We start from the raw sequence: 23,285 nt of genomic DNA, 5'->3' as shown, positions 1-23,285 counted from the left end.
ATTCTTTCCAAGTTTAAGGATTTTTGGAATGTTCCAACCAACTTCGGGAAAGGGTTCAAGTCCAGCTCTGTCTTTCTCTAAATTCAGGGTTCTTTCGTTTTTGATCCTTAGTTTCTTATGTGTTTTTCAAGATATTCTCAAAGCTGAAAGCGCCGCGCTTCTCAAAAAAACAGGACTCAAAAACTATTCTTTCCAACCCTATATGCAAGAAGGTTACTTTCAGGCTTGGAACTATTCCTATCAAGACGGTAAAATTTTTATCTATGCGACTTTTTTGGTAAGTAATTTAGGCCCGGGAACAAAAAACTGTGGAGTCAGTTTGGTCATTCATACGTTAGGAGAAGGAACTCAATTCATCACGAAAGAATTCTCCTCAAAAGATTTAATCGCAGAAAAGGGTAAATTTGATCTCAAAATAGAAAACAATCGTATGTCCCTCAATTCTGAAGGAATCGAAATTCAACAAGAAGTTGAAAATATTAAATTATTCTTATCTTTTAAATCCGACTTGAAACAGGGAATTTCCCTTTCCGGAGGAAAACATACGGTCGAAGAGCCGCATAAATTCGTTCAAGCTGATATTGCATATTCGTTTCAATCTGCTTGGGGTTATTTGATCCAAGACGGAAAAAAAAGGGAACTTCTCGGAACCGGAGGATTAGAACATCTTCTCACAAATTACGAAGTATATAAATACAGTCGGAGATGGGAATTATTCCGGTCGATGAACGGAAAAGAATTTCGCTTTTATATTGGAGGTTTTTTGGGAAACGATTCATTTCCTGAAGGTTATTTCAAAACAGTTGCACTTTTAAATTCAGAAGGGAAAACAATTTTTTTCGGAAAAGTCGGTAAGTTTGAAGTGTTAGAAACGGAAAAAGAACCTTTTTCAGGATACGATCTTCCTCTTCGGGAAAAAATTTATTTTGAAGACGGTTGTTCCGCCGAACTCATTCGTAAACAATCAGTAGGTAACATCAATGTTCTTTCCAACATTTCTTCCGTACTTCGATTTTTTATTCGTTTATTTTTTGCAAAACCGTATCAGGTCTATTCATTAGCGGATTTAAATCTTCAATGTCCTGGTAAAAATTTGCCTCCTGGTTCGCTTGAAACCTTTAATGGAATTCTTTCGTATTACTTGATCAATCCTTGAAATTCAATGGTCCCAAAGAAAAATTTGAAGTTGTTCTTTAAAATTTGGCTAAAAACATCTTCGTTTCAAAAGGATGAACTTCGATCATTTTTCCACAGACAAACTTTCTGTTACTCAGGGGTATAACAGAATACACTAATATTTACCGCAAAAGCCCATTTGAGTGCAAAATATTAGACATTCCGTTATGTAGTTATCAATAAAAGAATTTTTAATTAGGCGGACTTTTTTTCCTTCGAATTCCGATCAAAAGATTGAGATAATAAAGTCCCGTTAAAAAAAGCATCAACCAAGGAATTAGATTTCCGTACTGTGTATAAAATGTAGGTGGAGAATCAATTACGTCTATCGTTTCAGAAAGCGATTCCGCCGTCATCAATCCTGTTTTTTTATTTCCTACAAATCTCCCGAGATGGTCTATGTTTGCGGAAATTCCCGAATTCGTAGAACGCACCATCCATCTTCGAAGTTCGATCGAACGCAATCTTCCAAGTTCCATGTGTTGATCACTTTCGGTCGTTGTTCCATACCATTTATCGTTTGTAAGATTTACAATAAATTCCGGATTACCTGAGTTTCTAAATTCTCTTACAAACTCAGGAAGAATCACTTCGTAACAAATCAAAGGAAGAAACTTTCCAGACTCCTGAACTTCCGTTTTTGCCGACTCGTAATAAGAACGAACCGCCTCATGATTCAAATTTTCCGTATCATGCCAACCCAAATGCAATCCCTTCGGCGATTTTTCTTTATCAGTGGGAGTATAATAGCGAATTAGGTTATGGGTCGGGCCCGGTTCAAATCTTCCAGTTTGCTGACTGAGTTCATAGAGAAAATCGAAAGGCATATATTCTCCGAACATCAAAAGAAATTTCTTTTGATAAGAGTCTCTACGATCCCCATTCGGATCATATAATACATTATTATTATAATATCTTAAATTGCGAGTACTAGGGACCCCTTTAAATCCGGCGTCAATTTCGTTAAAAAATACATTGGCCTTGTATCGATTAGCAAGTAAAAACATCAAAGAATCAAATCGATCCCAATACATTCTTCGAACCTTCGTATTTACTTCCGTTTTGTGAGCCGAGAAAAATGGAACTCCCGCTTCGGGAAGAACAATAAGATCCGGTTTTTTTCCCATTTTTTTGACGCCTTCATCGGTCAGCTTTTCGATCCGAACCATAAGGGCTTCAATCGACTCTTTAACTTCCCTTCCATCCCTGAAACTCAATGGAGCATCCGGTTGAACGATCAACACACTTAAGGATTTAACGGGCTTTACATTCTCCCATTTCTTATAAAGGGCAAAGCCTGAAACGATAAAGCTCAAAAGTAAAAGAACGGGTAACGAGACGAAACGAAAATATTGTTTTCTTTTTTCCTTTGAATGAAGGATTTCCTTCCAATACCAAGGATTGGATTGAAAAAGAGTGTAAGAAACAACAAATACTAAGAAACTGATTCCATAAACTCCGGTGATCTCCACGTTCTGTGCGAGGATAATATTTCCGGCTGCAAGATTTCCCCAATACCAAGGAAATAACTGAGGTCCCACCAACTCGGATAAAAGTCCGCAAAAACCCGCGACCCAAACAGAATGACGACCGATTTTTCCCGAAAGAAAAGAAAAACTCATCATAAAAATCGGAAACTTTAAACTAAATAAAGCACCGGCAAACAGAAGAATAAGAACTGCAACCACATACGGAAAATTTCCGAAGGTGATCGACATGTGAACAATCCAATGAAAAGAGATCGTGTAAAAAACGATTCCAACGATAAGCCCTTGGTAAAATAATTTTTTATACTTTCCATGGTATTTCAAACTCAACCAGAAAAAACCGAAAGGCGCAATCCATACGAAATGAGTCAGAGAAACTGGAGCAAATGCTAAGAAAGAAAAAAAGCCGGTCCAAAAATAACAGAATATGTTGAACCAGATTGTTTTCTGGAACTTCTGAAAACGATTGTGTAAATTATCCATGAATAAAACGTTTATCTCCTCTTTGGAATGAGAAGTCAACAGAATTCATTGAGAATGGCCAGTTGATCCAATCCCAATCGAATGCAATCAATTTCGGAGAAGCGGGTTTGAAACTAACAAAATCTGAAATGAAAACGATTTGAAAGTAGTGTTACAATTCGATTGCCAGAAAGACCGTATCCTACAGTTTATCATTATGAGATCTTCGTATTTCAAGATCGTTGGAAAAACCCCTCTTCATGGAACAGTAATTCCACAGGGAAATAAAAATGAAGCCTTACCATTACTCGGTGCAGTTTGTATGGTTCCGGGAGCTGTTCGTATTAGCAACATTCCGGTTATCTCGGACGTACTTATGCTTATGGAAGTTCTTCGTCACCTAGGTATGGAAATCATCGAAGAAGAACCCGGAACTTATACTTTCAAACATGACGGTAATCTTAAGAATCAACTCCCCGAGGAGCTTTGTTCCCGCATTCGTGGCGCCGTCACTTTAGCGGGTCCGATCCTTGCAATTACGGGAAGAGTTTTCTTACCGAAGCCCGGAGGAGATAAAATAGGAAGAAGAAGATTAGATACTCACCTTCTCGCGTTACAAGCGCTAGGTGCCAATATAGAAGTTTTCCCGGACGGTTACGAAATCAAGGCCGACCAATTAAAGGGAGCGGATATTCTAATGGACGAGGCTTCCGTGACTGGGACGGAAAACGCAGTAATGGCAGCAGTCCTTGCAGAAGGAGTCACGATCCTTCGACACGCAGCGAGCGAACCTCATGTGCAAAGACTTTGTCATTTTTTAAACTCTGCGGGAGCAAAAATTTCCGGAATCGGTTCAAATATTCTTACAATCGAAGGAGTAACCTCTTTAAAACCTCCCGCAAAAGAACACAAAATAGGATCAGATTATCTTGAAGTCGGCTCGTTTATCAGTTTGGCCGCCGTCACGGGCGGAGAACTAATGATTCGAGATGTGGAACTAGAAGACATTCGTATGATTCGAATGGTTTATTCCCGGCTTGGAATAGAGGTACGCCCACATGAAAACGGAATCCTGGTACCTTCGGATCAGAAGATGGAAATCATCCCGGATTATCACGGAGCTACACCGAAGATAGACGATTCTCCCTGGCCGGGTTTCCCCGCGGATATGACCTCGGTTGCTCTTGTAACTGCAACTCAATGCAAAGGAACAGTTTTGATCCATGAGAAAATGTTTGAGTCAAGACTCTTCTTCGTAGATAATATTATCGCAATGGGAGCTCAAATCATTCTCTGCGATCCTCATAGAGCCCTTGTTATCGGACATTCTAGATTGTATGGACAAAAAGTGGCCAGCCCCGACATACGCGCCGGGATGGCGATGATCATTGCCGCTCTTTGTGCGGAAGGAACGAGTTACATCCATAACATAGGTCAGATCGATCGAGGTTTTGAAAACATAGACACACGTTTAAGAGCCTTAGGTGCAAGAATCGAAAGAGTAAATGCAGATTGAACCGAAAAGATTTTTTTAAAAAAGGTCTTGCGAAGATATTCGACTTCGCCCAGGAAAATGCGGCAGACCTCGTTTCCGGATTTCAAGAAATCGTTTCGAAAGAAACTTCCACTCACCAACCCGCTCCTAAAAAAACAAAGCCAAAAAATATCAAAAAAAAAACGGAGTTTCTTCTTCCCCAACAAATCAAACCAAATAGAAAAAGAAAGATTCGAAACGTCCAAACTCCCCCCGGTGCGTTATCTGAAATCGAATTCCTTAAAAAATGCACGGGCTGTGGAGATTGTATCTACGCTTGTCCCTACAGCGTTTTGTTTCCGGTCTTCGACGAGGCCACGGAAAAACATATTCCTCGAATGGATGTAAATCTCAACGCTTGTATGCTTTGCAAAGACTGGCCTTGTATCAACGCGTGTAAGGACGAAGCATTGATCCCCTTCGCATCGAACCCTAAATTCGGCCAAGCAAAAGGATTTTTCGACTTCTGCATTAACTTTAAAACTGGAGAATCCACTTGTTCCAATTGTAAGGACAGTTGTCCCGTGGAAGGAGTCGTCAACTTTAAAGGAAATAAACCTTCTTTCTCAAAAAACTGCACGGGTTGCGGTCAGTGCGTTAGTGCTTGCCCTACGTTTCCGAAAGCGATTCGAGTCGAACAACATATATAAAATAATTAGAATATTAAAATTTAAGAAATAATATAAAATATCTACAAACCCTTATTTTAGAACTCTGTTCATTTTCATTTGCACATTAGGTTTATTCGCTAGAATCGGACTCGAAGATTACCCTGTTCCCAGAACACGGAAAATTTCCGTAACCACCCAAAACGAAAGAAACTTCTCAAATACGACATTTAATAGAAAAGGAATCAGAAGTTTCGACAATTTATTCAGATTGGTTAAAAATTAAAAAAGAAAAAATCAGAGTCTGCCTTAAAAACCTCCGAAATGGGAGCCTCGACGAGAACTTAACAGTTATAAAATATGCCCGAAAGCTCGCAAACTACCAAAGGGACTTAATTTGTGGGAACTTCCATATTTTATTACGAACTTACTGAATCATTGTAACTGATTTCTTGAAAGGTTTTTTAAGACAGGCTTTTAATTTTCTTATATCGAATTCACATTCATTAATTTACGATAATGCGAAAATCATACTGAATTGACCACTTCTTACTCGGATTTTAAAAACTTACCTGTCTGAATAAAATTTAAAGAGGCTTCCTGTACTTCCATAGAATCCATTAGAAAAGTATGCGTTTTATCGACTAAAAGAAAGTCCTTCATATTTGCCAACTTACTCTTATCAACCGAGACCCTACCGTCGTCATCGCCTGGTATAATCATGGAAGAAATCGGATCTAACGTTGAGTTTCCCATGATTACACCATATTCAAAATTCGGAAGTCCAAGAGAAGTTACAAAACTCATTTTATTAGTTCCTAATTCTTTTAGCATTGGACCTAGTAAATAGTTAATGAGTGAGAATTGTGAAAGAAAATCCGCAACCTCACTGCCTCTATTGGGAGGAGCCAACATCACTACTTTTCCGAGATTTTTTAAATGGTGTTTTCCTAAAAAGTATCTAACTACCACTCCACCGGCCGAATGAGTAACAAAATGAATTTTATCATGATTACCACAATTCGATTGGATTACTGGTAAAACATAAATATCTGAAATTTCCGCAATCTGATTTACCCGAGAAATATAGTCAACATAATGAACTGAATAACCGTATTTTAAGAAATAATCCCCTATTTTCTTCAAATGAGACGATGATCTTAAAAATCCATGAATCAATACGACACATTCATTCGATTTATAATTACGTTCGGCGTTATTGTCCCTACTAAAAACGCTTATCGAGTAAAACAGGATCACTGCGTAAAAAACGATTCTCATACAATAGAATGACTTTATTAAAATACAATACAACGATTCAATCCATACTTAAAATCACCAAATCCCAGACAATAAGATAACTTAGATTTTAAGGCAATCCCCAGTTTCTAATTCAGAATTTTAGAAATTCCATTAATATTCACGAGTAAAATTAGATTTAATTTTTCGAATAAATTTCCGTAAAACTTACTAGAAGCACTCGATGCGTGAAATGGCATCAAAAATTAACAGGCAATTTTGCAAAGAGCAAAAATTACGTCCAATTCGGAATTGTCGGCCTTTTTGAAGAAGATTCCATATTCTAACTTTTGAAACGAGCTCATCAATAGTCTTATTTTTATGCGTTCGAGTTACAACATTCCCTACGTATTACAAATTATCTTAATATAATAAATTCTTAATTATTTGTTTTAAAAAGTCTTAATAACCTAAATTTTTCCGGATCTTTTCGGGGATATCTTCGAAGTGTTTATACTTATGTTTTTTACCGTCCGGAAAGATGACGTAATAAACTCCGTTTAGAATTTCCATATAATACTTACCAGCTTTTTTTTCTCCGGTAGCGCGGTGATCCATTTCTTTCACCATTCTTTGATAACGGGAAGGAAGAGTCTGCCAAGAACTGTAAACTTCGATTTCACCCCCTGTATTGACGGTATAAATTCCATTCTCATGCATAATCTTAATTCCATTGTAATCGAACACTTCCAAAACATTTGTTTTAGAATTTTTATTTTCTCCGGAATCAGAAATTCGATTGATAGAAGAATTCAAATCATCTTTAGGAAAAGAGTATGTTACGATCGAATTATGAGCGCTTTTTTCTTTCCTCCTCACAAAAAGAAGAAATAGATAAATAAAACCCGCAAATAAAAGGCTCAGTACAAAAAACCATTCCGCAGGTTTCATTTTATTTCCTCAATATCGAAACTCAATCGACTTACAAGTCGTCGGAGTGGCATCTGTGGAAACGGACGCCCAAGACTGACAACTTACCGCAAGGACCGCATTCACACAAAGATCGATTTCTTTTTTTCGAGAACGCCCCGGAACAAACGCGGTGAGTCTACGATTTGTATTACAAATTACGTCTTTCGATTCGTACACAGAGATTAATTTCGTATTCGCTTCTTCAAACGTATAAAAATCTTCATCCGTATTTTTCTGATAGCATCCAATACTCAGAAACAAAGATAAAACGAGAATTGTGAATCGGAATTTTTGTACTATATGTTTCATGCTTATTTTAATAAGTTTCGACAATAAATCAGATTTCATTTGGCAACTTTTCAGATATATGAGTTCAAAGCCTATCAACTCTTAACTGAGGTAGTCCGGGAGAACTCGCATTTTATCCAAGACCGAAGTATGATTTCTTTTATATTTTTAAAATAGATTGTAAAGTAACTTCGCGTTGTTTTTTCAAAGAGTTCGTTTTAAAACTCAAAAAAATATCTTGAATTCCTTCAAAAACACAGTAGCTGCATAACATCCGTCTTCAATGTAGTAATTTACGGATTTTAAAATATCCTCTCATCGCAAAAAAATTTTCAAATTCCCAAATCGCTCCTCCTCGTTTTTAAAGGAATCTTTTCGTTCACCGGAATCTGAACAGAACCGAAAATCGTTTCATATTCGAAACTTCCTCGAATCGAAAAATTGAGTTCCTTTCCCGACAACCCCGCCTGTAAAATCCCTAAAGCGATTTGTAGAAGATTACGATCCATTTTCTTTTCAAAAAGAGTCTCCACTTGAAGGTCCACCGTTTTCTTTTGTAGAACGGGAACGGTTATTTTCTCTTCGGATTGTACTTTCGCAAATATAGATTCCTTTTCGGCATCATCCAGAATGAAAAAAGAAAGATCAAACTTATGGAGAGTTACTTCGGTTTCGTTCGGATTTGTGACTTCAACTTTTGCTAGAAAAATGATTTTCGGGACCGGTGGAAAAGAAATCAATTCCGCCTTTAAAGTTTCTAAAGACAAAACTTGAAATCTGCATTTCTGAAGAGCCTTGTAATTATCCCTCAAAGCAGAACAGGAATAAAAAATCGAAATTCCGCATAAAAGAATCAATCCGATTCGAAGTCTAGAATATATATTTCTCAATTTCTCAATTGCCTTCCGTAAATAAAGTCTGAATCAAAACCTTTCCTTTGGTCATATTAGCAGAGTAATAATCGACCGCCTCGACCGCTTTTTCCAAAGGAAACCTTGCGGAGATATCGGTTTTCAATTCTTTTCTAGCCAAGGATTTTAACTGTCTTGAAAGTTTCCAGATTTTGTACGGAGTTTGTTGCGGAGCCCAACTGGAAAGCCAAAATCCTTCTAATTTCTTATCCTGGAATATCATTATTCCTGCATGTAATGGAATCTCTTTTTCCGAAAGCCCTCCATAGATAATCGCATGGCTTCCGTAAGGCATCGCTGACAAAACTCTGGACGTCAATTCCCCCGCAACTGCATCCAAACAGACTGTGGCATTCAGTTCTTTGGAAAGAATTCGGAGCTGCCTTTCGAAATTCGAAGTTTCCGAATTCAAAATATATTCCGCACCGACCGCTTTCAAAGTCTCCTCCTGCTCGGACTTTCGAACGATATTGATCACCTTTATACCTTTGCGAGCCGCAATCCCCACGATCATCTTTCCTAAAGCGCTCGCGGCGGCTGTTTGAACCAAAGCTTTAGCTCCTAAGTTTTGAGCTCGTTCTACTAATGCGATTGCCGTAATCGGATTCACATAAAGACAGGCTCCCTGCTCTAATGAAAGATTTTTTCCGATCGGAAGACAAGCGAAAGCATCCGTAATCATATATTCCGCATAAACTCCATCTCCTCTACCGGCAGTGCATGCTACATTCTTTCCTTTTAAATAAGAGGCGTAAAAACCACCGCCGGAAGCGACAACGTTTCCACTTCCTTCAAAGCCCGGAACAACCGGAAGTTTTTTTTTAATTCCGTAAAGCCCCCTCAAAAACATTAAGTCGGAAGGATTGATTGGAGCGGAATGTATACGAATCAATACCTCTCCTTTTTTCAACGGGCGAATCGCTTTGTCAACAATGGCTAACCTGTTCTTATTTTCGCCGTATTCTCTGAGTTCTAATGCTTTGTACGTTTTCGGGAGATTCATTGGTTTTCCTTTATGATTAAATGTTCTATTTTTTCCATTTGTTCAGATTGTATATAATATTTTAAGAATATATCTACGTCTTCTTCAGTCTTCAAAGAAAACCATATTCCTTCCGGATAACTCACCTGAACGGGACCCAGTTCGCATCGATCCAGACAACCGGCTCTCTGAATTCTCACTTTTCCTTTTATCGAAAGACCCTTCATTTTCTTCTTGAGGGAAGTCAATAACTGAACTGAACCGGAACGACCACAAGAAACCCTCTCTCCTTCAGCTCTCACATTCTCACATACAAAAACGTGTTTGGTATAAAAGTTCGGCATTAAGTAAGAACCTCGACTTTCATTTTCAGTAGAATCCAACGCCTGGCCGATTGCGCAACTCGTTTCCTGAGAAAGAACCGATCGAAAAGCAACATAAATAAAAAGCAAAGATTATCTTTAATCATAAAGCAGTATGATAATTTATCATTCTGAATGATTTTAATACGATTTGCTTCTTTAAAAAACCTATGGAACACAAATAAATGTCAGAACCTATCGCAAAAGTAACTTATAATACTGAACAACGACATTCTAAACTAAAGTAGAGAGTTTTTGAGATGAATTCTAGTATTTTTTAGATTTTAAAGGATTCCGTACTTTACACCAAGGTTTTTTCAAGAATTGTAGGATTTAAGTTCATACACTTTTTATCGGAGATTTGAAGAATGCAGAAAATTTTAATCCTACTAATCAGTATTCTTACCTTTTTATCCTCCTGTAAAAAAAACCTTCCCATAACGGAATCTGAAAAAGATATCTTACAGCAAATTCTCGTAGAAAACGAATCCATTCACAGTTTTTTAATGAAAGAGGAAGGTAAAATTCCTGACACGAGCAAATTGATTTCTCGTATAAAAGAACTCATTTCCTTAAACGGAGGACTTAAAAGTTCGGCCGAAAAGATGAAAAATTTTCTAGAAGATAAAGACACTAAAGACATTGAAAAGTTCTTTCAAGCCTATTCCTCCTTCTCTGAAAGCCTCGCAGATAGTCTAAAACTTGCAGGTGGAGCCGGAGTTTTTAATCGATTCTATTGCCCGATGGTAAATAAAACCTGGGTGAGCCATGGAACCAAAATTCAAAATCCATACGCTCCCGAAATGAGAGATTGCGGGGATTTAGTCCGGTAAAAGTGGAAGTTTGTCTGGATAAAGAAATTAAAATTTGCTGTAAAATTGGTACTTCTTTAGAAGAACCGTGCCTTGCTAATTGCAGGCAAAACTTATTACCCAACGAATGGAGTCGGGAAATTCGGGAATCCTGTATCGCGAGTGAAAAAATGCAAGCATTTGCCGAAGGAAAAATTGGAATCAACGTCGGCGCTTCTGCTTTTTTACAAGCTCATCCTCTCGTCTTGGAAAAATTTATTTCCAAAGGACCGGTTTATTTCGAAGTTCTAAGATATTTCCTCACACTCATCGAACCCCAAAAGATCAAAGAGACCATAGATTCATTTGGCAATAATCTACTTTATAAAATAATAATTTATGAATATGGAATATATAAACAAACCGAGGACGAAAGAAGAAGCCTCAGAAAAACCACTTCTTTTTTGGACTTAAAATCGAACGCGTATTGGAGTTCGCTATCTCCGAAAAGAATATGCAGCTTCATCTCATACTGTCTGAAAGAAGCAAAAGATCCGGAATTCGCTTCTCAATTTTTAACCTTTCTTCCTCCGGAAGCAGTTTCCGATCTAAGAAATCTCGCAAGACTGAACATAGAAGAAGAAAAAGAACTTTATCTTTCTCTCAAAGACGGAATCTACGAATTACCGATCCAGAGTCCGGGAATCTATCGACATATTCTGGAATTATTCGAGGACGACCCGGAAATTTTTTTGATCTTATCCACGATGGAAGAACTTGTTTTGAGGAAACAACAAATTATTGAATCCTCGCACGTAATTCTAGAAAAATACAAATCCGGCAAACTCAACCATCAATCCTTGTTCGGGGACTTATCCGCCTTAGAACCAGAAATTACAATGGAAATTTTGGGAATATTCGAAGAAAAAGGAATTTTAGGAAGATCCGAAAAAAATCTCATTAAGGAACTCCTTTCCAAACATAAAAACTTCAAAAGTCATACTCCTTGAACCGTTCTTTACACTTCAATCCATCCTTTCAAATAAGATACGCAGGTTCCCCGATACGAACTCCCAAATCTTCGCAAAAAAGCTTTTTTCCTCTGCTCAAAGTTTGATACGCTTTGAGTTGTTTTTTATCTATACTCTCTGACAAAAATGGAATAAGAGCACAATGAGCGGAACTAGTTACCGAATCTTCGTACAAACCCACAATCGGAATAAAAAGCGAGACAAAAATCGTAAGCACCGTTACCGACACAAGTAACAATGAGTGTTTAATTCACGAACACCTCCACCGAATATTCCAATTTTCGAAATTGATTTTCATTTTGATAAACCAACATACAATCCCTGGATTTAAAAATCTCCTTGGGAAGAATCGAAAACGAATTTAGAATCTCTTTCGGAGTTTCCACTTTTCAGCTTTCAACAAGGGAAATTCAAGTAGAGGATATTCTATTTTTTGAATACATTTAATTCTCTCGATAAAGATTAAAAGTTTAGTTTTTTGTCAATACAGAATGTAAAAATTCATCGGCGACCAGGAAACCGTTAAGTTTAATAAACGGCTCTTTCTTCCACTTGGTATTCTTTAAAAAGACTTTTCTGATTTCCTAATTCGCTCTGAAACTCCACGGGATATTGAGCCGTAAAACATGCATTGCAAAATCCGCCGCCTTTATGATCCATTACCGCACGGTTCATAGATTCAACCGAAAGATAAGCGATGCTATCCACCCTTAGATACTTTCTAATTTCTTCGATCGTGTGGGTCGCGGCGATTAGCTCGTTGTGTGTGGGAATATCGATTCCATAATAACAAGGTGAGATGGTAGGGGGAGCGGAAACTCTGAGATGGATTTCCTTAGCACCCGCGCCTCGGATCATCTTGATAATCTTTCGGCTCGTAGTTCCCCTCATAATGGAATCGTCCACTACGATAACTCTTTTTCCTTCGACTACGTTTCGAACCACGTTGTATTTGATCTTTGCTCCAAAATCCCGAATCTTCTGATCGGGTTCGATAAAAGTCCTACCGATGTAATGGGAACGAATCAAACCGGACTGATAAGAAATTCCGGATTCTTCCGCATAACCCAGGGCCGCAATGTTCGCAGAATCCGGAACCGGAATCACAACATCCGCTTCGACCGGCAATTCTCGGGCTAAAAATCTTCCTAAATTCTTCCGAACCTTATAAACAGATTCTCCGAAGATACTGGAATCGGGTCTTGCAAAATAAATATATTCAAAAATACAAAGACTTGGAGTCGCTTTCGGAAACGGGTAGTAAGAATTGACTCCGTTTTTATCAACTACAATCATTTCACCCGGCTCAACGTCTCTTTCATACTTTGTATCCGTGATATCGAAAGCGCAGGTTTCGGAAGCAAAAACGATAGACCCATCTTCTCGGCGACCCATCACCAACGGACGAAACCCATTCGGATCTCTCACTGCGATCAATTGGGTTTTCGTCAGAATCACAAGAGAATATGCACCTCTTACCTTTTTGAGAGCAAAAGAAAGTGCGGAAAGAAAGTCCGTTTCCCCGGAACGGGCCATCAGGTGAACGATCACTTCTGAATCAATCGTAGTCTGAAAGATACTTCCTTCCTTCTCAAGCTGGCTTCTGACTTCCCAGGAGTTAACCAAATTTCCGTTGTGAGCGAGAGAAACGGCTCCGAGATGAGATTCAACTCGAAGAGGTTGAGCATTTCTTAAAAAACTTGCTCCGGTAGTAGAATATCGATTATGCCCGATAGCAGAAGTACCCTGAAGTTCCTTGAGTTTGGCTTCCGTAAAAATACTGGCTACCAGCCCCATACCTGCGTATCGATAAAGATGTTCTCCGTCCGAGGAAACGATCCCGCTGGATTCCTGACCCCGATGTTGCATTGAGTAAAGACCTAAATATGTGAAATTAGAGGCTTCCGATGAATTAAATATACCAAAAATCGCACATTCATCTTTTGGTTTGTCATCCTGGGCTTGTCTTCTTACTCTGGATTTATCGGGAATTCGACTCATTCTCTGCCTTCTTAAGCTTAAAATCTCAGGTCGCGTTTTTCATGCAAATAAATTCCGATTACATAGTCGTAGATACAATTCGAAGCCTACAACTCGTTCTCATCACTCTGAGTCAGGCCGATTCCATCTCCATCGATACGGAGTCCTCCGGCTATTATACCTATTTCTCAAAGGTCTGTCTGATCCAAATTTCGGCTAAGGGAAAAAATTACATCATCGATCCTTTAAAATTACAAAATTTAGATGGTCTTGGAAACTTATTTGAAGATAAAAAAATTCTAAAAATATTCCATTCTGCCATTGATGATATCAAAGCGCTTAAAAAAGATTTCGGTTTTAAATTTCAGAACATCGCAGACACCGGATTCAGCTCCCGTCTTTTAGATCACGAACAATATTCTTTAACTTATCTTGTGGATTATTACCATAAGATCAAACTTTCTAAAAAGGAACAGAAGTCTAACTGGGAAAAGCGGCCTCTCGAAAAAAGCCAACTTCAATATGCCGCTTTGGATACGGTTTATTTGGAAACGATTTGGGAAAAGATGAAGGAAGAACTTACCAAGAGGAATCTTTACGAGGAAGCACTTTCCGAATTTGAAAAGATCGCATGCGAAGAACCGGGCTCTGAAGGAAATTCCATCTCCATGGACAAGTTCCCGGAGATTTTGGAATATAGCGCTGATGAAAGAAGATTTATCTATGATACTTTAGTCTTCAGGGACGATAAATCTAGAAAGTTGAATAAAGCCCCCTTTCGAGTATTCAACAACGAAAAGGTGATCCTTCTCGTAAAGTCGAGAAGAGATATAGCAAAGTTAACCGAAATTGTCGGTAAAAAAGATGCGGAAAGTTTGTTTCAGATTTATGCAAATCCAAGCGGGCCTCCGATTCAAAAATCTGAGCTTTTTAAAAAACCGGGTGAGAATTTGACGAACGAAGAAGGTGAACGTTTCAAACGTCTGAGAATTTGGAGAGAAACGATCATGTCTATCAGAAGAATGAGCCACCAGATGATGCCTTCAAACAAAATGATCGCGGAGTTAGCTCAAAGAAATCCGAAAACTCTAGACGAACTGAGAGAGATGAATCTTTTCTCAGAATGGAAAGTGATTCACTACGGTCCCTCTATTTTGGCCGCATTAGAAAATGTACCTTACGAATCGAATATCAAGGGACTTATTCCGATTAATAAAAAATTCGAATAAAAATATTCAACTCTTCAAATGCAGGTAAAAAATGAGATTTGATTTTCAATCGCTCAAAAATCGACTTGCAGTTCCTCAGAAAATTTTTACCGGAATTCCAACTCCGCCGATCGGAGAAGAAAAGTCCAAGGCTTCATCCGTTATTCTTCCTATTTATGAAAAGGAAAATTCGGCACAGGGCATTATTCTACAAAAAAGAAATTCCAATTTAAAAGCGCACCCTGGACAAATTTCCTTTCCCGGAGGAGCTTATTCCAAAACGGATAAAAATCTTTTGGGCACTGCTCTAAGAGAATGGGAAGAAGAAATGGGAGAATCCAGTTCTGTTCTGGAAGTTTTAGGAGAATATGACGGACTTTTTACTCATACCGGATTTCATATTTCTCCCTTCATTGCACGTTACAACGGGTCGTTTCTGTTCAACACAAATCCGGAAGAAGTAGAACGTTCTATCCTTTTGGATCTCAATCGCCTGGAAACGGCTCCGTTTTATTCCATTCGAATTCGGAGATCGGGGGCGAAAGAAATTGAAATTTATTACTTCGACCTCGAAGAAGAATTACTCTGGGGAGTCACTGGAAGAATCATAGTAAACCTTCTGAGAGACTACGCAAATTTTGAAAGGGAACCTATCTTAACGGAACCGAATTTAAGTAGCCCTCCTTTTTTCGATCCCGCTCGTAAATTTTTTCGAAAAAATTAAAAAGACATTTTTTTCTTCATTTAGTTTGCCGTCTGAAAATTGTGGATAAAACGACATGTTGTTTTAACTTGAATCCTTTCCGGAAAATCCCGATTAGGATCCCGTCGATTACATATAACACGAACGTCTTAAAGTTTTAATTTCAAAGACAAAAAACATATCTTACGAATCGAGAAATCATACTACGAATTGTTCGAATCTGCCGATAGTTTTATAAGACATAAGAATCGATTCTGAAAACTATAGCTTTACGGTTTTATCGTTTGAATTGACATTTGATCCTTAAAACGTGCCGTAATTTTTAAAGGAGGTAAAAATTTATGAAGATGATTAAAAACCTGTTTCAATCCGAAATTCGGAATTCTTTTTTAAAAGAAAGTTTTCAAGAAGAAGAATGGTATCAATCTTTGATCAATCGCCCAGGCATAGAAGAAAGAATTCCCTACTTCAAAACCAAAGCGGAACATAGAAAAATAACAGCGATTGTAAGATGAATCCAGAAGAAAAGGCAAAATTACTAGAAACGCTGGACTTGATTTTGAAACATCTTCAAAATCAAAGTTCCAACTCCGGATCCGACTATAAAGTGGTTCTTTACTTAGTTCCTATCTTTGGAATTGTATTCGGTTGCGCGTTACTATTTTTTGTTTTTTATTGGTGGTACAGACAACGAATTGAGATCATCAAAGCCGGACTTTATAAAAAAGAAACTTTTGATCTGAGAACTTATTCTTTCTTTTTAGGATTGATTTTCACTTTCGTTGGAATCGCACTTTCCATCGGATTCATTTCCGTATTAGGACAATCTCTCGCTATGTTAGGCGGACTTGTTCCGCTCGGAACTGGTCTGGGATTACTCTGTTATTATAAATTCTCCCGATGAGGGAAAACATTCCAATTGTATGCAACCAGGAAGACTGGGACTGCATTCAAAAAGTTTTACACGGCGATTTTAATTCCTTTGAAATACTGATGAACCGGTATCAAGGATTGATTTACTCTCAAGCGATCAAAGCTTTTCGCAACGAAACCGAAGCTGAAGATTTTACTCAAGACATTTTCTTAAAAGCCTTTGAAAGTCTATCTACGTTTCAAGGTAGATCCCAATTTTCCACTTGGTTGTTCGTAATCGCAAGAAACGACATCATCCGAAGATACCGTAAGGAACATCCGGAAATATCAGGGTTAGATACACTTTTACTCGTAGAAAGCGAAACAGAAAAGAAAAACGAAATCTCATCCGAGCAGGAAACAAAACTTCTGAAACAAGAAATCTCCGAAAAAATCAGAAGTCTCGTGGAAAGTCTACCGGAACTCTATCGTAAGCCGATCATGCTTCACTATTTCGAGAATATGTCTTATAAAGAAATTTCCAAAAAATTAAACTTGAAAATGAACACTTTAAAGAGTTATATTTTTAGGGGTAAGGAAATCATGAGAGATTGGTTAAACAAAGAAGAGAATGAAAAACAAGAATAATTCTGCAGAAATAGATCCCGTCCCAACTGAACTCGAAGAGAAACTGCATTTTTTCGAAGAACCCCTAAATTCTTCGGAAAATACTACGACCGTCCCCCCGGACTTAAAGCGAAGGGTGATGTTGCATATCGTTCCCGTACGTCACATTAAAATTATCTTATCCGGTTTATTTTTCCTGGGATTTTCACCCTTATCCGTTTTGTTTTTTTTGGATTTTGGATTTTTGGTCGAGACCAATCTCCTTCCTTTCATTTTAGTCACGAGCAGTATTCTCTTTTGTGTTTTCTCTATTTTAGCAGGAATCTATCTTGTCCATTATAGAAATCCATACACCAAAGAATGGAAAAACAAATTAGGCTTTTTTGAATGAATTCAACTATTTTAAAAATTTCTCTCTTTTCCCTTTTAATTTTCTCCATCCTGACAACGACAAACAATACGTTTGCAGATAAAAACTCTCTTTCCAGTAACGGAGAACCAAAACCGATTATGGGAGCGAAAGAGTATCTTAATTCCGATTTAGATCAGATTTTTCCCATCCTCCAAAAGATGAAAAAAGAAGAAGCAGCAATTCTAATCACTCAAATTCGGGAAGAATCTAGAAAAGAGTGGCCTAAAACGGACAAATTTTATTTTTTAATTTCTCACTTGGAAAGCATCAAAGCAATTGAAGAAGAACATAAAAGATTGAAAAGTCTGAACGAAGTTTATTTCATAGGAACTCTATTACTTTCTGGTTTCCTCGTTTTTTCAATTTTCCGCCAAAGAACACTAATACGAAAGATCAACGCACAATTGAGTGAAAAAGAGTAATTTTTATTTTCTTTCAGTCATATGGATTCAATGAGGAGCGATAGAGAAAATCGAATTTCTGTTGTTTGTAATTTTTTCGTATTCTAATTGTAACGAATTTCTGGAATATTAAGATCACAGACTTTGCTCGGTCGAAATAGAAGAAATCTCATGGTTTCTGATTTTCTAAAAAAGGAAAGTCGGTTTGTAAAATAATAACGATAGGCCGGCAAAAAAGAATAGGACTTCATGAAAAACCAATCAGGGAACCCAGGGCAAAAAGTCCTCGTCGTAGATGATGAAGAAGACATCGCCGAACTGATCCGATTTCACCTCGAAGAAAACGGCTACCAAGTAGATACGTGTCAGAACGGATTAGAAGTACTTCCAAAATTGGAAAAGAATACTCCGGATCTAGTTATTTTAGATCTTATGCTTCCGGGAATAGGAGGTATGGATCTTTGTAAAAAAATCAAAGAAAAATATTCCATGCCGATCATTATGGTCACCGCTAAATCCGGTGAAACCGAAGCAGTTCTCGGACTTGAACTCGGCGCAGACGATTATGTTCGCAAACCTTTCAGTACCAGGGAGTTGATTGCAAGAGTACGTTCTGTTTTAAGAAGAACGAAAGAAGGCGAGGAAGAAGAGCAATTCGAAGGAAATATCACTATCGGAAACATCTTTCTTAATCTGAAAGCACATAAAGCATTTATCAATAACTCCGAAGTCGATTTAACGTTAATCGAATATAAAATTCTGAATCTTTTCATGACCAATCCCGGAGTAGCTTTTACAAGGGACAAATTATTAGATCGGGTTTGGGGAAAAGATATTTACGTCACCGATAGAGCCGTCGACGTAAATATTAAAAGATTACGCGATAAACTCGGAGACGAAAAGGAAAGACTCGAAACGATACGCGGAATCGGCTATAGATTCAATGAGGCGTAGCTTATTTTCAAAACTTCTTCTCAGTAACTGGTTACTTTTGCTAGTCCTTCTCGTTGTTGCCGGAATCGTTCTTTTTGCGGAAAAGTTTGTTCATTCCGATTTTAAAATTCTTCTGTTTTCGTTTTATGTTCTTTTCGCGATGTTCGGAACATTCTACATGTCATATTCGATCGCCAAAAGTGTAGCGGAACCTTTGGATAGAATCGAAAAAAAGACAGGAGAGATTAATGCAGGCGACTTTGGATCCGAATTGGCTCTATCGGACATTCGAGAACTCGCAGACCTCGCTTCTTCCATCAACTTAATGTCTACAAGACTTAAAAGCCAGTTTGTGGATCTCACGATCGAAAAAGAAAAATTCGACTCCGTTTTACAAAACCTAAAGGAAGGAGTTTTTGCGATCGACCCCGAAAGTGCTTCTATTCTTTTTCAAAACAAAAGTATCCCAGGATCCCTCATCGAACCGAATTCCAGATCCAGAAAAGTCGCAGACGCAACTCGAGATCCGAGGCTCTTGGAGTTTGTATCGAACCACCTCAGAGGATCGGGCGATTCCAAAATGGAACTGGACCTTGGACAAAATTTTTACACAATCAAAATGTATCCTCTGAAAACAAATGGTAAAACTCTCATGTATATTGGAGTAATCAGAAATATTACCGAAGAAAAACAGTCCCATATCATAAGAGAACAATTTGTTCAGAATGCTTCCCACGAACTAAAAACACCGATTACGTCCATTAAGGGATACACTGAAACGTTACTCGATCGTTTACGTCTTTCTCCCGAAAGCCACGAGAAAAGATTTTTAGACGCAATTTCAAGAAATACAGATCGTATGGTTCGTATTGTGGAAGATATGCTCACGATTACTCGGATCGAAAACCAGACCAAGATCTCCGGAGAAGAGGAATTTTCCTTAAAGTCTCTTGTGGAGAATTTAAGTTATACAGTCGAAGGAGTTGCGTCTCCTAAGGGACAGAAGTTTCTAGTGGAGATGCCGGAGCCTCTAATGATCGCAGCCGATTGGGTCCTTTTGGAGCACATGCTTTTGAATTTAATTTCGAATGCTTCCGCTTATTCCCCCGAAGGTAAAACAATTACTCTGAAAATTTTCCCTTTCGAATCAGATCAGGTCCAGTTTCAAGTGATCGATCAAGGAATTGGAATTCAAGACGAGGATAAAAGTAGAATTTTCGAAAGATTTTTCCGAGTTGATAAGAACCGTTCCAGAAAAGAAGGAGGAACCGGCTTAGGTCTCTCCATCGTAAAACATATCGTTCGTCTTCACCACGGCTCCGTAAAAGTTTTCGACAATCCAGAAGGCGGAACTATTTTTGCGGTTACGATTCCCATTCGCTATCAGGCCGAAACGTTCTGAATTCTTCTTTTCGGCAGAGATAATTTCCCAAAGATAGATCCAACTAACACGTTGAGGGATCTCATGACAATGCCCAAAGGCTTTTCATCTTTCGGAATCAATATAGGAATTAAAGACAATACGAAAGATTTCGGCGTTATTTACTCCGATATACCTTGCAAAGCGGCGACCATGTTTACAAAGAACAACTATCCTGGTGCTCCAGTGATCGTCGGAAAAGAGCACGCTCAATCCGGAGTCCTTCAAGCGGTCGTCATTAATTCCAAAAACTCCAACGTTGCGACGGGAGAAAAAGGAATTCAAAACTCCAGAGAAATCTGCAAAACAATCGGAGAATCTCTCGGCATCGACGAAAAGTTAGTTCTCCCTTCCTCCACCGGAGTGATCGGAATTCCCCTAAAAATGGAAATCATTCTTCCCGCTTGCAAAAAAGCGAAATCTCTTCTAAAACCGGGAAACCTGGAAGAAGTCGCAGAAGCAATCATGACTACAGATAAGAGAAAAAAGATTTCTTTCCGAAAAATTAAAACCAAATCGGGAGAAGGCACAATCTACGGAATCGCAAAAGGTGCGGGAATGATTGAACCGAATATGGCGACAATGCTCTGCTACATTCTTTCCGATGTTTCTCTTCCAAAAGGAACCGATCTCTATTCAGTTTTAAAATCATCAGTTGATCAAAGTTTCAATTGTTTGACCATCGATTCGGACACTTCCACTTCGGATACAGTCGCGTTACTCTGCAACGGTTTGTCCGGTGAAAGTTCGATGGAAGATTTTTCCCAAGCTCTTACCGAAATCTGCATCGATCTTACAAAACTCATTGCAATCGATGGGGAAGGTGCAACTAAATTAATTGAACTCACAATTAAAGGCGCGAAAAATGAAATCCAAGCAAGAAAAATCGGCAAGTCCATCCTCAATTCTCCCCTAGTAAAAACAGCGATTTATGGTGGAGATCCGAACTGGGGAAGATTAGTGATGGCTGTGGGCAAGGTTTTCGAGGAACCCATTCCGTTCGAAAACCTCCAAATTTATTTCGGGGCCCTCCCCGTCAAAGAAGCAAGTCCAGAAACCTTAAAAAAGCTTTCCGAATATTTAAAAAATAATACTGAAATTTCTTTAAATGTAATGTTGAATATTGGGACGGTTTCCATGAAATTTTGGGGCTGCGATTTTTCGGAAGAATATATAAAAGAAAATGCTTACTACACTACCTGAAAGTAAAAATACTCAACGAGGATTTAAGGAAACGTTTCGTTCTTTTGTAACGGATTATTATCTCATTTCCGGAATCATCAACCTATTTGCAAAGGGAACCTCTGTTCTCATCGCGTTAGGATCTTATTTCTTTATCCTCTCCGTATTTCCCACGGCAATCGAATACTACATGGAAGTAAGTTTACTTTCTACTTTGATCTTTGCTGTTTTTATCATTTTTCCTCTCCAGGAAAAACTCAGCGGCAAACTTAAGTCCATTCTGATTTCCGAATATTTAAGCGACGATCCCCGTTCTTCTCGATTAGCCTATCGCAAATTCGACCACGAAGGTTTAATCAAAAACGTTTTTCCCGATCTTGTCCGATTGACCGAAAGTAATTACGGTAAACTGGCATTACTCAACAACGATTTGAAAACGTTCGAACTCTATATGTACGCAAAAAAGAAACAAAGAAAGGTAATTACTCACGATGGGATTAATCCCGAAGCAAAGCTTTTAAAATACATTTTGAATAAGAAAAACGGCTCAATCATTGGAGAACCGGATCAGAATCACGAGATCAACGAAGACTTCGTGAGTCTTAGAGCTAATTTCATCTTACCTTTCGTTTATAGAGAAACTCTCTTCGGCTTTCTCGCCGTATCCAATATTCCTAAGGATTCGGTCAGACAGGATCTGAGTTTTCTTTCCGGAAAATGCGGGATCGCTGTCCATAATCATATTCTATCCTCCCAAGTTGCGGAAAATAAAAAATACAGAAAGGAATTGGAAACCGCAGGTAAAATTCGAAAATTCCTGGAAGCGGCTGCAGAACCTCCTATGATCGGCAATATCCGCATAGAAATTCTTTCCAGAGAGCCAGGAGAACTCGTGGAATTTCTCAATTCGGAGAGTGACGAGACCTACTTTGTCATTTTAAAACTGGGGATCACAAATCAAGTCTCCGTATTAGTTCTTTGTTATATACTGGGAATATTATATTCTGCAAGAACTTCCAGATCTGTTCAAAATTTGAGCTATGTTAAGAATCTCGTAGAATTTTACCTCAAAGAAATATCTTGGAATGAAGAACACGATCTTCTCGTCGGAGTCATTCGAAAAAACGAGAACACAATTTCTTTAAAAACTTCAGGAAAAAATTTCAAGGTTCATAGAAACTCCAATTTCGGCAAAAACCTTCTTTCAACAGGATGGGAAGTAGAAGAAAATATCGAAAATGATCCTCTGGTTATTACTTGGAAAAACCGTACTATGATTTCGATTCACGATCTGAGGTTTCCGTAGTGAGAAACATACTTTTATTATTTATCTCTCTGATTTTACTCAGTATCGTTCTCCTCGTCGGTGTTTTACAAACTTCTTCCGAAACGTTAAAACCTCCCTTTTATTATTATCCGAACGGAATAATCATTCAAAGTAACGAAGAGTTTCCGAATATTCTCGGAAAGAAAGTCGATCTTTTGGAATTGGAAATCGCTGTAAAGATGGCCGAGTCCGGAAAATCTTACGAAAACGGAATACACGTTTACGGTAAGGGTGTAAGTGAAACGATTCCGGTTATTTTAGCCCCAAAATCGTATTATTCTGTCATCCAAGAATTTACGAGAGATATTCTTATCTCTTTACTATATCTTTCCGTAGCAATTTGGTTTTTCTTTTATACGAGAGATCTCTATATGCTTTTGTTATTCGGATCTTTATC

Annotated in this window: 25 protein-coding genes and 1 pseudogene (1 of these 26 running past the window's edge); 17 read left to right on the top strand and 9 right to left on the bottom strand. The window is 38.2% G+C overall.

The features are described 5' to 3' along the window. Positions 1 to 28: 28 nt before the first annotated feature. Positions 29 to 1,156 (top strand): hypothetical protein, encoded by a 1,128-nt coding sequence (locus LEP1GSC190_RS01085; RefSeq protein WP_002763071.1) that lies wholly within the window; start codon positions 29 to 31, stop codon positions 1,154 to 1,156. Positions 1,157 to 1,367: 211 nt separating this feature from the next. Here LEP1GSC190_RS01085 and LEP1GSC190_RS01080 read toward each other — a convergent pair whose 3' ends face one another. Beyond that, complete coding sequence (locus LEP1GSC190_RS01080; protein WP_004279898.1) at positions 1,368 to 3,146, bottom strand: apolipoprotein N-acyltransferase; 1,779 nt, start codon at positions 3,144 to 3,146, stop codon at positions 1,368 to 1,370. 196 nt (positions 3,147 to 3,342) lie between these two features. Between LEP1GSC190_RS01080 and murA the strand changes: the two genes are divergently transcribed. After that, positions 3,343 to 4,641: a UDP-N-acetylglucosamine 1-carboxyvinyltransferase gene (gene murA / locus LEP1GSC190_RS01075; protein WP_004279770.1), complete on the top strand. Its 1,299-nt coding sequence runs from the start codon at positions 3,343 to 3,345 to the stop codon at positions 4,639 to 4,641. Beyond that, the gene (locus LEP1GSC190_RS01070; protein ID WP_004279904.1) at positions 4,638 to 5,309 is read left to right on the top strand and encodes a 4Fe-4S dicluster domain-containing protein; all 672 of its coding nucleotides are present in this window, start codon (positions 4,638 to 4,640) and stop codon (positions 5,307 to 5,309) included. Before murA ends, LEP1GSC190_RS01070 begins: the two co-directional genes overlap by 4 nt. Before the next feature lie 507 nt (positions 5,310 to 5,816). On the opposite strand, the gene LEP1GSC190_RS01065 is transcribed toward LEP1GSC190_RS01070, so the two are convergent. The 6 genes from LEP1GSC190_RS01065 to LEP1GSC190_RS01040 all read right to left on the bottom strand — a co-directional run bounded on the left by LEP1GSC190_RS01065 (position 5,817) and on the right by LEP1GSC190_RS01040 (position 10,003). Continuing rightward, positions 5,817 to 6,548: an esterase/lipase family protein gene (locus LEP1GSC190_RS01065; RefSeq protein ID WP_036047611.1), complete on the bottom strand. Its 732-nt coding sequence runs from the start codon at positions 6,546 to 6,548 to the stop codon at positions 5,817 to 5,819. 420 nt (positions 6,549 to 6,968) lie between these two features. Further along, positions 6,969 to 7,457: a hypothetical protein gene (locus LEP1GSC190_RS01060; protein WP_004279822.1), complete on the bottom strand. Its 489-nt coding sequence runs from the start codon at positions 7,455 to 7,457 to the stop codon at positions 6,969 to 6,971. 9 nt (positions 7,458 to 7,466) lie between these two features. Next, positions 7,467 to 7,787: an LIC13255 family lipoprotein gene (locus LEP1GSC190_RS01055; RefSeq protein WP_002763056.1), complete on the bottom strand. Its 321-nt coding sequence runs from the start codon at positions 7,785 to 7,787 to the stop codon at positions 7,467 to 7,469. Positions 7,788 to 8,098: 311 nt separating this feature from the next. Further along, positions 8,099 to 8,656 (bottom strand): LEA/WHy family protein, encoded by a 558-nt coding sequence (locus LEP1GSC190_RS01050; protein WP_004279771.1) that lies wholly within the window; start codon positions 8,654 to 8,656, stop codon positions 8,099 to 8,101. A gap of 4 nt (positions 8,657 to 8,660) precedes the next feature. Continuing rightward, positions 8,661 to 9,680 (bottom strand): zinc-binding dehydrogenase, encoded by a 1,020-nt coding sequence (locus LEP1GSC190_RS01045; RefSeq protein ID WP_002763080.1) that lies wholly within the window; start codon positions 9,678 to 9,680, stop codon positions 8,661 to 8,663. Then, entirely contained in the window at positions 9,677 to 10,003 is a 327-nt protein-coding gene (locus LEP1GSC190_RS01040; protein ID WP_036036200.1) for a (2Fe-2S) ferredoxin domain-containing protein, read from the bottom strand. Before LEP1GSC190_RS01040 ends, LEP1GSC190_RS01045 begins: the two co-directional genes overlap by 4 nt. Before the next feature lie 386 nt (positions 10,004 to 10,389). Between LEP1GSC190_RS01040 and LEP1GSC190_RS01035 the strand changes: the two genes are divergently transcribed. Both LEP1GSC190_RS01035 and LEP1GSC190_RS01030 read left to right on the top strand, forming a co-directional pair. Then, a complete protein-coding gene (locus tag LEP1GSC190_RS01035) occupies positions 10,390 to 10,854 on the top strand; it encodes an LIC13259/LIC11441 family protein (protein ID WP_004279804.1) in 465 nt (154 codons plus the stop codon). A 2-nt stretch (positions 10,855 to 10,856) separates the two neighbouring features. Beyond that, positions 10,857 to 11,822 carry a hypothetical protein gene (locus LEP1GSC190_RS01030; RefSeq protein WP_420844297.1) on the top strand — a complete coding sequence of 322 codons (966 nt, stop codon included), beginning with the start codon at positions 10,857 to 10,859 and terminating at the stop codon, positions 11,820 to 11,822. Between the two features lie 8 nt (positions 11,823 to 11,830). On the opposite strand, the pseudogene LEP1GSC190_RS01025 reads toward LEP1GSC190_RS01030, so the two are convergent. Then, a pseudogene (locus LEP1GSC190_RS01025) lies at positions 11,831 to 12,305 on the bottom strand (PhzF family phenazine biosynthesis protein); the annotation flags it as partial. A 66-nt stretch (positions 12,306 to 12,371) separates the two neighbouring features. Then, positions 12,372 to 13,844, bottom strand: coding sequence for an amidophosphoribosyltransferase (purF, locus tag LEP1GSC190_RS01020; protein WP_002763098.1), 1,473 nt, complete (start codon positions 13,842 to 13,844; stop codon positions 12,372 to 12,374). Positions 13,845 to 13,885: 41 nt separating this feature from the next. Between purF and LEP1GSC190_RS01015 the strand changes: the two genes are divergently transcribed. The 12 genes from LEP1GSC190_RS01015 to LEP1GSC190_RS00960 all read left to right on the top strand — a co-directional run. After that, positions 13,886 to 15,052, top strand: a complete 1,167-nt coding sequence (locus LEP1GSC190_RS01015) for a ribonuclease D (protein ID WP_002763039.1) — start codon at positions 13,886 to 13,888, stop codon at positions 15,050 to 15,052. Between the two features lie 31 nt (positions 15,053 to 15,083). Beyond that, positions 15,084 to 15,755 (top strand): NUDIX hydrolase, encoded by a 672-nt coding sequence (locus LEP1GSC190_RS01010; RefSeq protein ID WP_002745812.1) that lies wholly within the window; start codon positions 15,084 to 15,086, stop codon positions 15,753 to 15,755. Between the two features lie 320 nt (positions 15,756 to 16,075). Next, complete coding sequence (locus tag LEP1GSC190_RS19605) at positions 16,076 to 16,249, top strand: LIMLP_16695 family PerRB-regulated protein (protein WP_002763141.1); 174 nt, start codon at positions 16,076 to 16,078, stop codon at positions 16,247 to 16,249. Continuing rightward, complete coding sequence (locus tag LEP1GSC190_RS01000) at positions 16,246 to 16,638, top strand: hypothetical protein (RefSeq protein ID WP_002763069.1); 393 nt, start codon at positions 16,246 to 16,248, stop codon at positions 16,636 to 16,638. Before LEP1GSC190_RS19605 ends, LEP1GSC190_RS01000 begins: the two co-directional genes overlap by 4 nt. Next, on the top strand, positions 16,635 to 17,234 hold the full coding sequence (locus LEP1GSC190_RS00995; protein ID WP_002763218.1) for an RNA polymerase sigma factor: 600 nt from the start codon (positions 16,635 to 16,637) through the stop codon (positions 17,232 to 17,234). The genes LEP1GSC190_RS01000 and LEP1GSC190_RS00995 overlap by 4 nt, the downstream gene beginning before the upstream one ends. Continuing rightward, positions 17,218 to 17,604, top strand: coding sequence for a hypothetical protein (locus tag LEP1GSC190_RS00990; protein ID WP_002763139.1), 387 nt, complete (start codon positions 17,218 to 17,220; stop codon positions 17,602 to 17,604). Before LEP1GSC190_RS00995 ends, LEP1GSC190_RS00990 begins: the two co-directional genes overlap by 17 nt. Continuing rightward, the gene (locus LEP1GSC190_RS00985; protein ID WP_002763058.1) at positions 17,601 to 18,047 is read left to right on the top strand and encodes a hypothetical protein; all 447 of its coding nucleotides are present in this window, start codon (positions 17,601 to 17,603) and stop codon (positions 18,045 to 18,047) included. Before LEP1GSC190_RS00990 ends, LEP1GSC190_RS00985 begins: the two co-directional genes overlap by 4 nt. A 228-nt stretch (positions 18,048 to 18,275) precedes the next feature. Further along, positions 18,276 to 18,980, top strand: coding sequence for a response regulator (locus tag LEP1GSC190_RS00980; protein WP_002724505.1), 705 nt, complete (start codon positions 18,276 to 18,278; stop codon positions 18,978 to 18,980). Then, positions 18,970 to 20,361 carry a HAMP domain-containing sensor histidine kinase gene (locus tag LEP1GSC190_RS00975; protein ID WP_036036182.1) on the top strand — a complete coding sequence of 464 codons (1,392 nt, stop codon included), beginning with the start codon at positions 18,970 to 18,972 and terminating at the stop codon, positions 20,359 to 20,361. Before LEP1GSC190_RS00980 ends, LEP1GSC190_RS00975 begins: the two co-directional genes overlap by 11 nt. Before the next feature lie 69 nt (positions 20,362 to 20,430). After that, on the top strand, positions 20,431 to 21,582 hold the full coding sequence (gene argJ / locus LEP1GSC190_RS00970) for a bifunctional glutamate N-acetyltransferase/amino-acid acetyltransferase ArgJ (protein WP_002763066.1): 1,152 nt from the start codon (positions 20,431 to 20,433) through the stop codon (positions 21,580 to 21,582). Beyond that, complete coding sequence (locus LEP1GSC190_RS00965) at positions 21,563 to 22,867, top strand: hypothetical protein (protein WP_002763137.1); 1,305 nt, start codon at positions 21,563 to 21,565, stop codon at positions 22,865 to 22,867. The genes argJ and LEP1GSC190_RS00965 overlap by 20 nt, the downstream gene beginning before the upstream one ends. Further along, positions 22,867 to 23,285: the 5' end (the start) of a PP2C family protein-serine/threonine phosphatase gene (locus tag LEP1GSC190_RS00960; protein ID WP_002763117.1), read on the top strand. The gene runs 1,969 nt beyond the window's last position; 419 of the gene's 2,388 nt are visible here — the first part of the coding sequence; it begins with the start codon at positions 22,867 to 22,869; its stop codon lies off the right edge, out of view. Before LEP1GSC190_RS00965 ends, LEP1GSC190_RS00960 begins: the two co-directional genes overlap by 1 nt.

The organism is Leptospira mayottensis 200901116, from assembly GCF_000306675.2.
Lineage (GTDB): Bacteria > Spirochaetota > Leptospiria > Leptospirales > Leptospiraceae > Leptospira > Leptospira mayottensis.
The sequence above is the reverse complement of the archived record's forward strand: the minus strand, read 5'-3'. Positions and strand labels throughout refer to the sequence as shown.

Bases quoted from the DNA above. Each gene is read 5' to 3' on its own strand.
- LEP1GSC190_RS01085 (WP_002763071.1), top strand. From the start codon at position 29: ATGTTCCAACCAACTTCGGGAAAGGGTTCAAGTCCAGCTCTGTCTTTC.
- LEP1GSC190_RS01080 (WP_004279898.1), bottom strand. From the start codon at position 3,146: ATGGATAATTTACACAATCGTTTTCAGAAGTTCCAGAAAACAATCTGG.
- murA (WP_004279770.1), top strand. From the start codon at position 3,343: ATGAGATCTTCGTATTTCAAGATCGTTGGAAAAACCCCTCTTCATGGA.
- LEP1GSC190_RS01065 (WP_036047611.1), bottom strand. From the start codon at position 6,548: ATGAGAATCGTTTTTTACGCAGTGATCCTGTTTTACTCGATAAGCGTT.
- LEP1GSC190_RS01060 (WP_004279822.1), bottom strand. From the start codon at position 7,457: ATGAAACCTGCGGAATGGTTTTTTGTACTGAGCCTTTTATTTGCGGGT.
- LEP1GSC190_RS01055 (WP_002763056.1), bottom strand. From the start codon at position 7,787: ATGAAACATATAGTACAAAAATTCCGATTCACAATTCTCGTTTTATCT.
- LEP1GSC190_RS01045 (WP_002763080.1), bottom strand. From the start codon at position 9,680: ATGAATCTCCCGAAAACGTACAAAGCATTAGAACTCAGAGAATACGGC.
- LEP1GSC190_RS01040 (WP_036036200.1), bottom strand. From the start codon at position 10,003: ATGCCGAACTTTTATACCAAACACGTTTTTGTATGTGAGAATGTGAGA.
- LEP1GSC190_RS01035 (WP_004279804.1), top strand. From the start codon at position 10,390: ATGCAGAAAATTTTAATCCTACTAATCAGTATTCTTACCTTTTTATCC.
- purF (WP_002763098.1), bottom strand. From the start codon at position 13,844: ATGAGTCGAATTCCCGATAAATCCAGAGTAAGAAGACAAGCCCAGGAT.
- LEP1GSC190_RS01015 (WP_002763039.1), top strand. From the start codon at position 13,886: ATGCAAATAAATTCCGATTACATAGTCGTAGATACAATTCGAAGCCTA.
- LEP1GSC190_RS01010 (WP_002745812.1), top strand. From the start codon at position 15,084: ATGAGATTTGATTTTCAATCGCTCAAAAATCGACTTGCAGTTCCTCAG.
- LEP1GSC190_RS19605 (WP_002763141.1), top strand. From the start codon at position 16,076: ATGAAGATGATTAAAAACCTGTTTCAATCCGAAATTCGGAATTCTTTT.
- LEP1GSC190_RS01000 (WP_002763069.1), top strand. From the start codon at position 16,246: ATGAATCCAGAAGAAAAGGCAAAATTACTAGAAACGCTGGACTTGATT.
- LEP1GSC190_RS00995 (WP_002763218.1), top strand. From the start codon at position 16,635: ATGAGGGAAAACATTCCAATTGTATGCAACCAGGAAGACTGGGACTGC.
- LEP1GSC190_RS00990 (WP_002763139.1), top strand. From the start codon at position 17,218: ATGAAAAACAAGAATAATTCTGCAGAAATAGATCCCGTCCCAACTGAA.
- LEP1GSC190_RS00985 (WP_002763058.1), top strand. From the start codon at position 17,601: ATGAATTCAACTATTTTAAAAATTTCTCTCTTTTCCCTTTTAATTTTC.
- LEP1GSC190_RS00980 (WP_002724505.1), top strand. From the start codon at position 18,276: ATGAAAAACCAATCAGGGAACCCAGGGCAAAAAGTCCTCGTCGTAGAT.
- LEP1GSC190_RS00975 (WP_036036182.1), top strand. From the start codon at position 18,970: ATGAGGCGTAGCTTATTTTCAAAACTTCTTCTCAGTAACTGGTTACTT.
- argJ (WP_002763066.1), top strand. From the start codon at position 20,431: ATGCCCAAAGGCTTTTCATCTTTCGGAATCAATATAGGAATTAAAGAC.
- LEP1GSC190_RS00965 (WP_002763137.1), top strand. From the start codon at position 21,563: ATGCTTACTACACTACCTGAAAGTAAAAATACTCAACGAGGATTTAAG.